Origin of the sequence: Amycolatopsis taiwanensis DSM 45107 (assembly GCF_000519205.1) — a bacterium.
Classification (GTDB): Bacteria; Actinomycetota; Actinomycetes; order Mycobacteriales; family Pseudonocardiaceae; genus Amycolatopsis_E; species Amycolatopsis_E taiwanensis.
Genome location: NZ_JAFB01000064.1, coordinates 1 through 14254, shown reverse-complemented (window position 1 = coordinate 14254; position 14254 = coordinate 1). Strand labels below are relative to the sequence as shown.

General features: G+C 68.1%; 11 protein-coding genes and 1 pseudogene. 4 read left to right on the top strand and 8 right to left on the bottom strand.

Annotated elements, in window-relative coordinates; all coding sequences use genetic code 11:
• A pseudogene (locus A3CU_RS0134340) lies at positions 1-245 on the top strand (IS630 family transposase); the annotation flags it as partial.
• Between the two features lie 7 nt (positions 246-252).
• Here A3CU_RS0134340 and A3CU_RS0134335 read toward each other — a convergent pair.
• From A3CU_RS0134335 to A3CU_RS0134310, 5 genes are all read right to left on the bottom strand, one after another.
• Complete coding sequence (locus tag A3CU_RS0134335; RefSeq protein ID WP_342668949.1) at positions 253-903, bottom strand: PadR family transcriptional regulator; 651 nt, start codon at positions 901-903, stop codon at positions 253-255.
• A 60-nt stretch (positions 904-963) separates the two neighbouring features.
• Positions 964-1473 (bottom strand): tetratricopeptide repeat protein, encoded by a 510-nt coding sequence (locus tag A3CU_RS55885; protein WP_425388302.1) that lies wholly within the window; start codon positions 1471-1473, stop codon positions 964-966.
• Positions 1392-3086 (bottom strand): ATP-binding protein, encoded by a 1695-nt coding sequence (locus A3CU_RS0134320; RefSeq protein WP_084144107.1) that lies wholly within the window; start codon positions 3084-3086, stop codon positions 1392-1394. Before A3CU_RS0134320 ends, A3CU_RS55885 begins: the two co-directional genes overlap by 82 nt.
• A 34-nt stretch (positions 3087-3120) precedes the next feature.
• Positions 3121-3954, bottom strand: a complete 834-nt coding sequence (gene otsB, locus A3CU_RS0134315) for a trehalose-phosphatase (RefSeq protein WP_027946043.1) — start codon at positions 3952-3954, stop codon at positions 3121-3123.
• Positions 3955-4041: 87 nt separating this feature from the next.
• The gene (locus tag A3CU_RS0134310; protein ID WP_027946042.1) at positions 4042-5457 is read right to left on the bottom strand and encodes a sialate:H+ symport family MFS transporter; all 1416 of its coding nucleotides are present in this window, start codon (positions 5455-5457) and stop codon (positions 4042-4044) included.
• Between the two features lie 99 nt (positions 5458-5556).
• Between A3CU_RS0134310 and A3CU_RS0134305 the strand changes: the two genes are divergently transcribed.
• Positions 5557-6240 carry a FadR/GntR family transcriptional regulator gene (locus A3CU_RS0134305; RefSeq protein ID WP_027946041.1) on the top strand — a complete coding sequence of 228 codons (684 nt, stop codon included), beginning with the start codon at positions 5557-5559 and terminating at the stop codon, positions 6238-6240.
• 41 nt (positions 6241-6281) lie between these two features.
• Here the strand turns inward: A3CU_RS0134305 and A3CU_RS0134300 are convergent, their stop codons facing one another.
• Positions 6282-7184: a formylglycine-generating enzyme family protein gene (locus A3CU_RS0134300; protein WP_027946040.1), complete on the bottom strand. Its 903-nt coding sequence runs from the start codon at positions 7182-7184 to the stop codon at positions 6282-6284.
• A 402-nt stretch (positions 7185-7586) separates the two neighbouring features.
• Between A3CU_RS0134300 and A3CU_RS0134290 the strand changes: the two genes are divergently transcribed.
• The gene (locus A3CU_RS0134290) at positions 7587-8585 is read left to right on the top strand and encodes a LacI family DNA-binding transcriptional regulator (RefSeq protein WP_027946038.1); all 999 of its coding nucleotides are present in this window, start codon (positions 7587-7589) and stop codon (positions 8583-8585) included.
• Here A3CU_RS0134290 and A3CU_RS48190 read toward each other — a convergent pair.
• Positions 8570-9946, bottom strand: coding sequence for a sugar porter family MFS transporter (locus A3CU_RS48190; RefSeq protein ID WP_052372682.1), 1377 nt, complete (start codon positions 9944-9946; stop codon positions 8570-8572). The two genes, A3CU_RS0134290 and A3CU_RS48190, sit on opposite strands and share 16 nt — an antisense overlap.
• Before the next feature lie 201 nt (positions 9947-10147).
• A complete protein-coding gene (locus A3CU_RS48185) occupies positions 10148-11494 on the bottom strand; it encodes a sulfatase family protein (protein WP_052372680.1) in 1347 nt (448 codons plus the stop codon).
• Between the two features lie 218 nt (positions 11495-11712).
• Here A3CU_RS48185 and A3CU_RS0134275 point away from each other — a divergent pair, with 218 nt between their 5' ends.
• Entirely contained in the window at positions 11713-13479 is a 1767-nt protein-coding gene (locus tag A3CU_RS0134275) for a sulfatase (RefSeq protein ID WP_027946037.1), read from the top strand.
• Positions 13480-14254: the final 775 nt, after the last annotated feature.

Below are 14254 nucleotides of genomic sequence, written 5' to 3'. Positions count from 1 at the left end.
GCGCCGCCAACAACATCGAGCTGGTGTACTTGCCGACCAACGCCTCGTGGCTGAACTGGATCGAATGCGAGTTCACCGCGCTGCGCTACTTCGCGCTCAACGGCACCGACCACCGCAGCCACGCCGAGCAGAACGCGGCCATTGCTGACTACGTCCGCTGGCGCAACGCACGTGCTCGACCGAAACGCCACTTCGCGATCAACTCACCCATCCGAGAACCCAATTACATGATCAACGTTGCTTGACGAGGCACTAGTCCGGTGTGGATCCCCTTTCCGCCAGTTCCTCCATTCCCGCTGGTGGTACGCCGGTCTCGTGCCAGGACCGCCATGCGGCCAGGTCCGGGTGGCTGCCGGAGGTCAGCTCGTCGAGCAGGGACTTCACCCACGCCGCCTCGGCCTGAAGCATCGCCAGCTCGTACTCGTTCTCGACCAGGAACAGCCGCGGAACCTCTTGGCTCTCCTCGGCGAGGCGCGCCCGCCGGGCGTCGATCGACTCTTGCAGGTCACTTAGCCGAGTTCGGAGCAGGACGGTCACCTCGTCCGGCGGCAGCGCGACGAGCACCGACAGGCCGGCGGCGAACCTGGGGTGCTCCGGGTGGACCGTGGAGACCAGCTCTCGCGTCCAGTCGACGAGTTCCTGCTTGCCCGCCTCGGTGATCCGGTAGATCGTGCGTTCGGGGCGTGCGCCCTGCCGGGTCTTCTCGGTGGCCTCGAGCAGGCCGTGTTTCTCCATGTTCTGCACGACCGTGTAGAGCGAGCCCCACTTGATGTTCATGTCCTGGTCCTTGCCGCGGGCCCGCATGACCGAGGCCATTTCGTAGCGGTGCATCGGCCGCCCGTACACCGTGGCCAGCACCGCCAGCGCCAGCAGGTTGTCGACCTTCCGCTTCCGGACCACCACCCACACCTCCTATTACCCGTAAACGAATATACGTCGACGAGTACCGCCGCGCAACCGCCGCTACGATCTGCCGTCGATCAGGGCACGAAGATCCTCGCCACGGGGATCTCCGAGGTCGTCGAAGATGGCCAGCGCATGCTCGGCGGCAGTTCGTTGCTCGCCGGGCCGGCCGAGACGGCGGTAGGTCTCGGCCATGGCCTCGTGCGTGAAGGCCTGACCGTAGCGATCACCGAGATCCTCCCGCGCTTGCAGGGCCTCACGGTGCAGCTTCAGGGATTCCTCGAGGTCACCGCGGTCACGGCGGGCGTTGGCGAGATTGTGCAACGCCCACGCATGAGCATGCCGGTCACCGATCTCTCCGAACATCGCGACCGCGACCTCACAGTGGTGGAGCGCGGTCGCAACCTCACCACGGTCGCGGTGGACACCGCTCAGGCTGTTGTGTGCGATCGCTTCACCGTGCTGATCTCCGAGTTGCCGCCACGCGTTCAGGCTCCGCTGTGAGTAGTCGAGTCCCTCATCGAGCCTTTTCCATTCACGGCAAGCATGGCCGTAGCCGGTGCAGACCACAGCCTGACCGTAAGGTCACCTTCCTGCTCCCAGAGTGCCAGCGCGTCGCGAAAACACGCTTCGGCCTCGTCGCGCCTGCGCAACTCCCGATACGCGATCGCCAGGTTCCCCAGCAGCGTCGCCATTCCCGCGTTGTCGCCGATCTCCTGCGCGGCACGCAGGCCGGTCTCGTGGGTCTCGATCCACGCCGACCACGGCTTACGCTGGTGGAAATACGCGCCCATCGCCGCGGCCAGTTGCCAGGCGATCGCCTCCTCCCCCGCGCCGGCCGCGTACCGCACCTCGGCGACCAGGTTGGCCTGTTCGAGCGCGCACCACGTGAACGCGGATTCCCGGTCGTCGAAGTCGACACCGCCGCCGGGCACGGGCTGCGGGAGCAGCCGGCGATGCGGAGCCAACCGCCGGCCGGCGGCGAGCGCCTGCCCGAGGTAGTAGTCCAGCATCGCTCGTACCGCCTGCGTCCGGTTCCCGGCGGTCTCTTCGGCGTCGGCACATTCACGCGCGAACAGGCGGAGCAGATCGTGCAGGCGGTACCGGCCTGGGCCAGTCATCTCGACAAGGCTCGCGTGACCAAGGCTTTCGAGCGCGTTACGGAGCCGTGCTCGCCGGAGACCGGTGAGAGCCGCGATGGCGTCGAAGCCGATGTCGCCACCGTGCTGCAGGCCCATCAGGCGGAAGACCCGGGACGCTTCGGGGTCCAGGGCTCGGTAGGACATCGAAAAAACCGCGCGCACAGTGGTCGCGGTCTCGTCGGTCTGCAGGAGGTCAAGCCGGTCACGCTCGTCGCGCAACTCCTCCACCAGGTCCGCAATGGACAGATGGGACATCGAGACAAGGCGTTGCGCCGCGACAAGCAGCGGCAATGGAAGACTGTCACACAAGGACACCAACTCGGCCGCGCTTGCCGTGTCGCCGGATACCCGGCCGTCATCGACAATCCGCGCGAGCAACGCGACCGCCTCGTCCGGCGAAAGTGGCGACAGGCTCACCAACTTGCCACCCTCCCGCACCCTCAGCCCCGGCAGCGAGTTCCTGCTGGTCACCACCACCGCGACGGTCGTGGCACCGGGGAGCAGCGGACGAACCTGGTGGGCGGTGGCGACATCGTCCAGCACGATGAGCATACGCCGGCCATGCAGGGCGGACCGGAATTCCGCGGCCCGTGCCTCGACGCTGTCCACCGCCCGGGGCTCGGCCGAGCGCCCCAGCGCCTCCAGAAAGGTGTCCAGCACCTCCCCCGGCTCCGCCCGGGGTGTGCTGTCGGCGAAACCACGAAGGTTCGCATACAGGATGCCGTCCGGAAAACGATTCGCCGCCCGGTGTGCCCAGTGCAGCACGAGGGCGGTCTTACCGACACCCGCGGTCCCCGAGACGACCCACAGGCTCGCGGAACCGGTATCGGCAAGGGCCAGGTCGAGTGCGGCCAACTCGCCCTCTCGACCGACGAAGGAACTCGGCGGCCAGGGCAACTGGTAGGGGGTCACCGGCTCAGCCCCTTGGCGCCCGAAGGCGAACACCACCGATCCGATCGACCCAGCCTGCACCACCGACTGCGCGGCGCCGGACATCGCGTTGTGCACTCCAGGCCCCGCGTGCACCTCGTCAGCCGTCATTGACCGACCGTACCGGTTCGTAACCATCTCGTGGTCAGTTCCGGGGGGACCGTCCTCCGGCCAGTTTGGACAGTAACCGTTCCACTTCGGCCGGGGAGGGCAGGCCGAACTCCGCCGCCGTGAGGCGATCGTCCACCTCCGGGTCGTCTGGGCGACCGACGAAGATGCCGACACCGCCGACGCCGTCCAGCGCCCGGAACGCATCCTCGTCGGTGATGTCGTCGCCGAGATAGAGCGGGACCACGTCGCCGGCATCCAGGCCGAGGGTGTGGAGCAGGTGCAGGACCGCCTTGCCCTTGTCCCAGTCGATGTTCGGCTGCAGTTCGTAGACCTTCTTGCCCGGGGTCACCTTCAGCCGGCCTGGCCACTCGGCGAGGATCTCCTCGACCAGGTTCGCGATCCGCTCGTACTGATCCTCCTCGGCCAGCCGGTAGTGCAAGGCCACCGACAGTTTCTTGGGTTCGATCCGTACCCCCGATATCGAGCCGGCCTCGGTCCGCAACCGGGCGGTGACCTCCTCGATGAGCGCTTCGGAATCGTCCCCGGCCGGCTCGACCGTGTCCTGGGCCGGGTTCCAGATGTCGAAGCCGTGACTGCCGGCGATCACCAGGTCGTCGAGGCCCAGGAACTCCTGCACCACCCGGCGGTCGCGCCCGCTGACCACGCATACCGGGTAGCGCCGGGCGAGGGCCTGCACCGCGCGTCGCATGGTGCCCGAGATCGTGGCGTCTTCCGGCCGCTCGACGATCGGGGCGAGCACCCCGTCGTAGTCGAGGAATATCGCCGGGCGCCGCCCGGCCAGGCGTTCGGCCAGCCGCGCGCCGTCACGAAGCGCGTCGGGAAGGTCCCGGACCGCTCGCGCGACCATGATCGACCATCTCCTCACCTGCCTGCAGTGTGTGTGGCGCCAACGACGATCGCAAGTGGACCGAGGAATCCCGTGTGGACAGAGCGTTCAAGAGGTGCTCGGGGCGACGGTCTCCGTGCGCGGTTCGCGCCGGCGAAGCCGCGCCGGGACGTTGAAGCCGACCAGGAGCGCGGTGAGCAGGGTCAGCCCGCCCGCCAGCCAGATCAGGGCCGGGCCGAGACCGATGTGCGCGGCCACCTGCGCCCCAGCCAGTGGCGCGACGGCACCACCCAGTGCTCCCACGTTGTAGGTGAAGCCAAGGCTTGCCGCGCGCAGCCGAACGGGGAAATGGTCGCCGATGTACTTCGGCAGCAGGCCAGAGATCCCGGAACTCGTTGCCTGCAAAGCGAAGAGCAACACCCAGACGGCGACGATGCTGCCCGAGCCGAGCGCGAACGCGGGAAAGACGAACACCAGCGACAGCGCCAGTCCTCCTACGTAGGTCGTCCTGGTGCCGAACCGGTCGCCCAAGATCCCGGCGAGGCACGAGCCGGCCGCGTAGCCGAGTCCGGCCCAGGTGAGGGCATTGGCAACCTGACCCGCGGTGTAGTGCAGTTCGGTCTTGAGGTAGGTCGGCAGCAGCGACTGGATCGGCCACGAGTAGAGGAAGGCGCAGAAGACCGTCGCCATCAGTGCCACCACCATCGGCCACGACCGGCCGCTGACCTGCGTCGCGAACGCGACGAACCCGAGCACGCAGATGACGATGTAGAGGGGATAGAGCGGACCGGCGTGGCCCGAGAAGATCAGCACCAGGCAAGCCGCGAGCGCAAGCGTGATCACCACGTTCGCGCCGGTCCGTTTCCGGTTCAGCAGCACGGTCGCGCTGGTGGCGCCGGCGCCCCGGCGGCCGACCTGCTCGGTCCAGTCCTTGGCCTCGGGCAGCGCCTTGCGCAGCCACAGCGCCACGACGACCGGCAGAATGCCGATCCAGAACAACCAGCGCCAGCCCAGACTCGGCACAATCAGGTCGTAGGCACGGGCGGCGAGGATGGTGCCGACCGGGTAGGCCGACAACAGGAAGCCGCTGGCGCGGTTGCGCAGGGTGGCCGGCCAGCTCTCCATCACGTAAGTGCTGCTGGAGCCGTACTCGCCGGCCATCCCGATGCCGACGATGGCGCGGAAGACGAACAGCGACCAGTAGTTCCAGGCGAACCCGCACAGCCCGGTGCCGATCGCGTAGCACACGATGCTGAGGATCATCGCCGGCCGCCTGCCGAACCGGTCGCCGAAGGCGCCGAGCGCGAGCCCGCCGAACCAGCGGGACACGAACGCGGCCGAGACAAGCGTGGCCGCCGTGGTCAGCGACAGCTGGAACTCGGTGCGGATCTCGGTCAGGACCAGTGTGATGATCACGAAGTCGAAACCGTCGAGCAGGTAGCCGACCCAGGCGGCGCCGAACGCCTTCCACTGGCCCGGGCCGACCTGCCGATACCAGGGAACGCGGTGCGGCGTCGTGTCCATGCTCACTTCTTCTTCGAGGAACACTGTTCAACATCCTAGGACGTTGGACGTCCTAGGATGTGCCGGTACGCTAGCCTGCACACCGAAGCGAGGGCAAGAGTGCGGACCACACGCAGCCAGCAACTCGTTGACGCCATCATCGAGCTGATCGACCAGCGCCAGCTGTGCGCCGGCGACCCACTGCCGCCCGAATCGCGCCTGATGGCGGAGTTCGACGCGGCTCGCAACTCGGTGCGGGAGGCCCTGCGCACCCTGCAGGCGCTGGGCATAGTCGAGATCCGCCACGGCTACGGGACCTTCGTCGGCGACGCGAGCATGACGGCGCTGAGCCCGTCCTTGCTCTTCCGCACCCGGGCACGTTCACGGGACGATCTGCGCGGCCTCCAGGACCTGCTCGAGGTGCGCGAGATCCTGGAAACCGAACTGGCCAGGAAGGTCACCGGCGACACCGCGTTGCTCGAGGATCTGGCCGAATGCGTCGAGCAGATGCGGGACCCGGCGAGGGCGACCGCCGCGGACGGGCGGTTCCACGAGCGCATCTGCCAGGCGGCCGGCAACGAACTCGCACTCGAACTGACGCGGCTCTTCTGGGACGTCTACCGGCAGACGGAATCGCTGATCGGCACCCGCTCGGATTCCCTGGTGGTCAAGCACGAGAGGATCGTCAGCGCCATTAGCTCCTGCGACGACGCCGCAATCCGGCGAGCGGTCCGCCAGCACTTCGACGAGGTCCGGCAGCGGATCGCGGCCGTTGACCGCGTCGCCGCCCACGGTCAGAGGTAGCACGGAAGGACGTCCAACGTCCTTCGCCCAGCCACCCGTGCTCAGCAGTCCGCCGCGGTGCGGAAACCGAGGTTGCCGCTGGCGCTGTCGGGCGTATTGGCGGTACGGGCGGCGACGCGGTAGCGGTTGCAGTACGAGTCATGGCACAGGTACGAGCCGCCCCGCATCGACCGGCTCGCTCGCGCTGGGTCGAACCAGTCGGCGCACCACTCCCACACGTTGCCCGACATGTTGTACAGGCCGAACCCGTTCGGCTTGAACGCATCCACCGGCGCGGTATCGACGTAGCCGTCTTCCTCGGTGTTGTGTACCGGGAAACGGCCCTGCCAGATGTTGCAGCGATGCTCCCCGTCCGGTGTTAGCTCGTCACCCCACGGGTAGCGAGCTTGGTCCAGACCTCCTCGCGCGGCGTACTCCCACTCGGCCTCCGTCGGCAACCGCCGCCCCGCCCACGTGCAGTAGGCCATCGCGTCGTTCCATGACACGTGCACCACCGGGTGGTCCCCTCTGCCATCCAGCGTGCTGCCCGGCCCTTCCGGCTCGCGCCAGTACGCCCCGGCCACGCCACACCACCACGGTGCCTGTTCCGGCCGGGGCGAACGCTTCCGCAACTCGGCAGGCACGAATTTGGCGAACACGTAGGTCCACCCGAACCGCTCCGACTCTGTCCGGTATCCCGTCGCGTCCACGAACTCCGCGAACCGCGCGTTCGAGACGCAGTAGGGGTCGATCGCGAACGGCTCGACCGTCACCGCACGCACCGGGCCCTCGTGGTCCTCGGGAAACCCGTCCTTGTCGTCGGTCCCCATCCGAAAGGTCCCGCCGGGCAGCACGACGAGCCCCTCGGTGCCGGCGGTGCGAGCCGGACCTGCCTCCTGGACAGCGCTGGATTGCCCAGCGTTGGCTTGTGAGAGGGAACGAGACGGGGGACAGCAGTCGGGCATGACGTTCCTCCTAGGCGGTGTTTTAAAAGCGTAGCCACTCGTTGATCGCGGCGATCTGGATCGTGGATTCGTAGCGAACCGGCAGCTTGTCGTATCGAGTTACCACGGCTCGGTTGCGCTTGAGGCGGTTGATCCCGCACTCGACGGCGTGGCAACATCGCCCACCCCTTCATATCTACGCTGGTCACAACATTGAAACACCGCCTAGTCGCTGATCAGCAGGTCTCGCACGTCGCGACGCGGCGTCACCGGAGTCGGCCACGTCGCCGAGGTCGGCCTGAGCCTCGGGCAACCGCACCGGCTCTCACGCTCCACCGACGTCCGGCTGCGCGGGCTGCTCACCTGTGCCGCGAGCCCAGGTGAACGGCACCCGGATCGGCGGTTGCCCGCTAATCTGGGGCCGTGGGTTTACGGATCACGCTCAAGGACGTCGCGGCGCGCGCGGGTGTTTCCCGGGCGACGGCGTCCCTGGTGCTACGTGGCGCGGGCCGGGTATCGGATGCGACGCGCCGGCGGGTGTTCGACACGATGGACGAGCTCGGGTACGTGTACCACCGTGGTGCCGCCGCGCTGCGCACCCAGCGGACCGACGTGGTCGGCGTGCTGGTCACCGACATCACCAACCCGTTCTTCGCGGAGATGACCCTCGGTCTCGAAACCGAGCTGGACACGCGCGGGTTCGTCTCCCTGCTCGCCAACACGCTCGACGATCCGCGTCGGCAGGAGCACCTGCTCACCGCGCTGCGCGAGCACCAAGTCGCCGGACTGGTCGTGGTGCCCACCCAGGGCACCGGCGCCTCCCTGATCGACAAGTTGGAAGCCTGGGGCGTGACCTACCTGCTGGCCACCCGTTATCTGGAGGACCGCACGACGCACTACGTCGGGCCGGACGACACCTGCGGCGGGGAACTGGCCGCAAGACACTTGATCGAACGGGGCTGCCGGACGCTGGCTTACCTCGGTGGCCCGGCAGGCGCGACCGCCCGCCGCGACCGGGTGCGGGGGGTGCGCGCAGCCGCAGCCGGGAAGGCCGAGGTGGTCGACCTTCCCGGTGAGACCAGCGGCCGCGGGGGAATGGAACTGGCGAACCAGCTGAGCGAGATCCCGGATGGAATCGTCTGCCACAGCGACGTGGTGGCGTTCGGTGTGTACCGCACGCTGCGCGACCGCGGTGTCCCGGACCCGCTCGTGGTCGGCTTCGATGACGTCGCCGAAGCCGCCCTGTGGGAGCCGCCGCTCACCAGCATCTCGGCGCGCCCGAGAGAGCTGGGGCGGCATGCGGCGGAGGTGCTCCTCCGGCAGCTGACCAGCCCGTCGTCCGACCCGGAGGTCGTGCTGGTCAAGCCCGAGCTGGTGGTGCGCCGGTCCACCGGCGGGACTCCGCATCACTTGGCGAGCTGAACAGCCGCCTGCTCGACGTCTTCCAGACTCTTGCCGGCCCCGGTCTCGGGCAGCAGCTTCGCGACGAAGACCACCGCGATGATCCCGACCACCGCGAAGATGCCGAAGCTCAGCGCCGCACTGGTCTCCAGGATCGTCGGGAAGAACTGGTTCACCACGAAGTTCGCGGACCATTGCAGGACGAGCACGAGCCCCGAGGCGCTGCCGCGGATGGCCGACGGGAACAGCTCGGACACGACCACGCGGACGAGCACGCCCCAAGCGAAGGCGAAGGACGACAGGAACACGATCATGCCGGCCAGGGTGGCGTAGGCGCCGGCCACCGACGGGCCGGACTGGAGCAGGGTGTAGATCGCGAGAAACGACTGTGCCGTGGCCATCCCGACGGCGCCGAACAGAAGCAGCCGGCGGCGCGGGATCCGGTCCACCAGCGCGATGCCGAGGAGCGTAAAGACCACGTTCGCCACACCGATGCTGATGTTCGCGGTGACCGCGGCCGTCTGTCCGAAACCGGCGTGTGCCAAGGTGGTCGGCGCGTAGTAGACGATGGAGTTCGTGCCGACGGTCTGGGCGAGAACGGCCAGTACGATACCGGCGCCAGTGCTACGCCGCAGCGCCGGCGAGAACATCTCCTTCAGCACGTCGCCGGTGCTGCGCCGGCTCTGGTTCGCGCTCGTCACGACCCGGCGCAGCTCACGCAACTCGCTGCCGGCGGTCGCGCCGCGTCCCAGCCGGGTCAGCGAGGCCACGGCGGTCTCGTCGCGACCTTGCTGGACCAGCCAGCGGGGGCTTTCGGGGGCGAAGAACAGGGCGAGCACGATGGCGACGGACGGGATCAGTGTGAAGCCGAGCATGAGCCGCCACTGGCCGGACGAGTCCAGCGAGTAGCCGACCAAATATGCGAGCATGATCCCGAGGACGACCATCATCTGGCCCAGCGCCCCGATCTTGCCCCGATGCCTCGTGGGCGCGATCTCGATCAGGTAGACCGACACCACCACGGCCGACGACCCCACGCCGAGTCCCATGATCAGCCGGCCGAGGACGAGGATCGCCACCGAGGGCGCGACGGCCGCGACGAGCCCGCCGATGCCGAAGACGGCACCGACGAGCAGCAGGGCCGGGCGGCGGCCATAGCGGTCCGCCAGCCGGCCCCCGACCCCGACGCCGATCGCCGCTCCCAGCAGCAGGGAGCTCACGATGAGACCCTGAGTGGTCGGCGTAAGAGGAAACTCCTTCTTGATGGACAGCATCGCGGTGCCGATGATGCCGGTGTCGTAGCCGAAGAGCAGTTCGGCGAACGCGCCGATGAGGTAGATCCCCCACGGTGCGCGGGGCGGGGAGCCGACGGTGGTGGTCATGCTGGCCCCTCCGCGAGTTTGCGCGCGACCGCGATCGTGTCGGCGGGGCGCCGCATAGGGCATCGAGTCAGGTCCGCGACGAGAGCGCCCCGCCGCCTCGATAGCGGGGCAGAGGCGTGCGCTCGGTGGTTACCGTGATCGCCACGGGTTGGCACAACGGGTGTCATGCGAGTACGTCCTTGTCTCTCATGGTTTCGGGGGTCAGGGGCGGGGCGGCGCTGTGTGGTCGAGGTGGGGTAGTGGCGGCAGCGCGTCGACTTCGCGGCTGCGGGGCCCGGGGGGCGGCGAGCCCCCGGCGAGGATGGGGTCGCCGGTCTGGACCATCCACTGGTCCAGTAGCCGCGCGTACCGGGCGGTCACCTCGGCGTACGCCGGATGCCCGGCGACGTTCACCAGCTCGTCGGGGTCCTTCCGACGGTCGTAGAGCTCTTCCTCGGGGCGGGGCGCGAGATGCGCGTCGCCCATCCCGCGCCGGGTCGGACTGTGCTCGAGGTCCAGCGACAGGGTCAGCAACGGGCCCGGCCGGAAGTTGCGGACGTAGGTGAATTCACGGGAGCGGGCGGCTCGCATCGGATCGAAGCCGTCATGGTAGGTCTTGGCGGAGAAGATCACGCGCTCGCTGTCTCCGCCTGACCCTCGCAGCAACGGGACGAGGCTGGCGCCTTCGAGCTCTTCGGCGGGCGAGCCGCCCGCCACGTCGAGCAGGGTCGGCACCAGGTCGAGGTGGGACACTACGTCGGTCACGCGCCGCGGAGGCGCCGACCACGAGCGCGGCGGGCGGACCAGCAGGGTCACGCCGGTCCCGGCGTCGTAGAGCGTGCTCTTGGCGCGGGGGAAGGCCGCCCCGTGGTCGGTCGTGAAGATCACCATCGTGGTCTCGGGGTCGAGTGTCTCGTCGATTGTGCGCAGCAACGCGCCCATCGCGTCGTCCAGTTGGCGGATCGAGCCGTAGAAGGCCGCGATGTCCTCGCGGGTGTGCTCGTTGTCGGGCAGGAAGTCCGGCACGTCGACGGTCGCCGGATCGGCGGGGGTGTAGTCCTCCGCGGGCCAGGGCCGGTGTACCTCCCATATGCCGACGGTCAGGAAGAGGGGCTTGCGGTCGCTGCGGGCGGGGCACGCGCGGAGCCGGTCCCCGGCCGCGTCCACCACCTGGTGCGCCCGTGGCAGGAATCCGAGGCCGTCGACCTCGTCGAAGCCCAGCACGGTCGGGTCGGTGTGCTCGTGCTGCAGGCCGATGAGCACAGAATGGTAACCGAGCGAGCGCAGCCGCTCGGGAGCCGTGACGATGCCATGGCGGTAGCGCCAGCCATGGTGAGCCAAGCCTTCGACGCCGTTGCAGTGCGGGGACAGCCCAGTGAACAGCGCCGCCCGGGCCGGCGAGCAGAGCGGAGCAGACGCGTGGGCGTTGTCGAAGACCACGGCGTTCTCCGCAAAGGTGGCCAGGTGCGGGCTCGGCACGTGCGACATCCCGTAGACCGAGAGCCAGCGCCCCAGGTCGTGGCAGTGGATGAGGACGACGTCCGGCGCGTCCGCCTTCTGCTCAGGCAAACAAACTCCTCGGAAAGGTAGAAAGCTAGGTAGATCGATCTACCATAACTGCGGATCGAGCGCACGGCAACGGTGGACGCAGCGTTCAGCTGCGTCACCGAAGGTAGTGGCCCGGGTGGTTGACGGCGTCTCTTTGCCCATGTCAGCCTGTGCGAGATCGATCTACCAAGATCGCGGCCGAAACCGTGCGCCGCGGACAAGATTGAGGAGTGACGGCCGTGCGAGCGATAGTCCTGATGTTCGACACCTTGAACCGGCGGTTCCTCGAGCCGTATGGCTCGACCGAGGGCCGGACGCCGAACTTCACCCGCCTCGCCCGGCAGACCGCGCGGTTCACCCGGTGCTATGCGGGCAGCATGCCGTGCATGCCGGCGCGCCGCGAACTGCACACCGGGCGGTACAACTTCCTGCACCGATCGTGGGGTCCGCTCGAACCGTTCGACGACTCGGTGCCGGAGCTGCTCCGGGCCGAGGGCGTCTACACCCATCTGGTCACCGACCACTACCACTACTGGGAGGACGGCGGCCTCACGTACCACAACCGGTTCGACTCCTACGAGTTCTTCCGCGGGCAGGAGGGAGACGGCTGGAAGGGGCACGTCGCGGATCCGGCGGTCCCCGACACCAACAACGCGAAGAACCCACGCACACGCCGCAACTGGGTCAATCGCGAGTACCAGCGGACCGAGGAGTTCCATTCCCAGACGCTCACCATCGACGCCGGTCTTGAATTCCTCGAGCAGAACCGCGCCGAGGACGACTGGCTGCTGCAGATCGAGTGCTTCGACCCACACGAGCCGTTCTTCACCTACGACAAGTACCTGGAGCTGTTCGAATCCGGCTACCGAGGCCGGCACTTCGACTGGCCCGCCTACAAGAAGGTCGTCGAAAGCGCCGCGGAGGCGGAACACGCGCGCAACGGCTACCTCGCTCTGCTGGCCATGTGCGACTTCTCGCTCGGGCGCGTGCTGGACTTCATGGACCGGCACCGAATGTGGGACGACACGATGCTCATGGTCTGCACCGACCACGGGTTCCTGCTGGGGGAGCATGGCTGGTGGGGCAAGAGCGTGCAACCGTGGTACGACGAGAACATCCACACACCACTGTTCCTTTGGGACCCTCGCCATCCCGCCGCGGGCGAGACCCGCGAAAGTCTGGTCCAGACTATCGACCTGGGTCCGACCATGCTCGAGTTCTTCGGCCTGGAGCCCACGCCGGACATGCAGGGCAAGCCGCTCGCGTCTGTGCTGGCCGACGACAACATGATCCACGAGGCGGTGTTGTTCGGCTCGGCCGGCGGCCACGTCAACGTCACCGACGGCCGCTACGTGTACATGCGCAACACGGTGCATCCGGACAATCAGCCGTTGTTCGACTACACGCTGATGCCGACTCACATGCACGCCCCGTTCTCGCCGGCGGAACTGCGCGGCGCGGAGTTCGTCGAAGGTTTTGGCTTCACGAAGGGCGTGCCGGTGCTCAAGGTGCCGGGCTGGACGTTCGGGAACCCGTATCCCTTCGGCACGATGCTGTTCGACCTGGAAACGGACCCGGGACAGCAGTCGCCGCTGAGCGACCCGGCGCTCGAGCTGCGCATGGCCGAGCTGCTCGTGAAGCTGATGCGGGACACCGAGGCGCCGCCCGAGCAGTACAAGCGGCTCGGGCTGCCGGCGACCGGACCCGTAACCGCGGAGCACCTGCTCGCCGACGCGCAACGGGACCTCGTTCACGCCGCCGCCCGTCCGCCGGCGCGCCGCGCGGACGTTGCTGCCGACGCGATCGTCGCCACGGTCCCGATCCGCAAGCTGCTGGAGATCCCGGCGGCCCGTGCCGCCATCCTCCCACTGCTACCGCGGCTCGACACGCCGACGGGGCGGACGATGCTGGCGTACCTCACTGTCATCGACGTGGCGGCTATGCATCCAGACCTCGACCCGGCGGCGGTGCACCACCTCGAGGCCGAGCTCAACGGTGTGGTCTGAACCGGTGCCGGGGAGACCAGTTTTTCCACCGCGGAAAATACCCGGGCGCAAGCGGTAGTACCTCCTGCGTGAGCACAGCGACCGGCCGGACCGCTCCGCGGAGGCATAGCGAAAATGCTGGATCCAGCGGTCACCGCGCATGCGGCAGACGCCGGAAACGCCCAAGCCGGCTACAGCGGATGGCTACACGCTGGTGGCACGACGAGAAAACCGACCACAGTGGACACTGCGGGCCGCGGATGAAGTGATGGCCATCGGCGACCACCGATGGCCATCACCACCGTCAACCTCGCGGGCGCCGCGATGACCGGATTCGATCTGCTGATCTTCGTCCTATCCCCCGCGACACGCCGGGGTGATCGAGCTTGGCGTGCCGGCCGCCCGGTCCGACCGCGACGACGCAGAACGACGACGGATCACAAAGCCGCAGATTAGGGAGGAATCATGACGGTATCCACGGTGCCGCAGGACGCGGACGGCTTGACCGCGATCGGCGAGGGCATGCTGCCCGGCCACCTAGTAGCGCTTTGTTAGGTGCTGTTGAGCTGGGGTTTCTGTTGTGGGGTTCGGGTCTGGACGGGTTGTCGGCAGGTGTGGCAGACACCTGTCCAGACCGCGAGCAGGGCCTGGAGTTCGCGCAGGACTGCGTAGAGGGTCAGGCCTGCGCAGGGGCTTTTGGGGTGCGTCGGAGCTGGGTGCAGATGGCTTGGGCCACCGCGGTGAGGGTGACGTGGCGGTGCCAGCCGAGCCAGGAGCGGCCTTCGAAGTGGTCCAG

Bases quoted from the DNA above. Each gene is read 5' to 3' on its own strand.
- A3CU_RS0134320 (WP_084144107.1), bottom strand. From the start codon at position 3,086: ATGACGGCTGACGAGGTGCACGCGGGGCCTGGAGTGCACAACGCGATG.
- otsB (WP_027946043.1), bottom strand. From the start codon at position 3,954: ATGGTCGCGCGAGCGGTCCGGGACCTTCCCGACGCGCTTCGTGACGGC.
- A3CU_RS0134310 (WP_027946042.1), bottom strand. From the start codon at position 5,457: ATGGACACGACGCCGCACCGCGTTCCCTGGTATCGGCAGGTCGGCCCG.
- A3CU_RS0134300 (WP_027946040.1), bottom strand. From the start codon at position 7,184: ATGCCCGACTGCTGTCCCCCGTCTCGTTCCCTCTCACAAGCCAACGCT.
- A3CU_RS48190 (WP_052372682.1), bottom strand. From the start codon at position 9,946: ATGACCACCACCGTCGGCTCCCCGCCCCGCGCACCGTGGGGGATCTAC.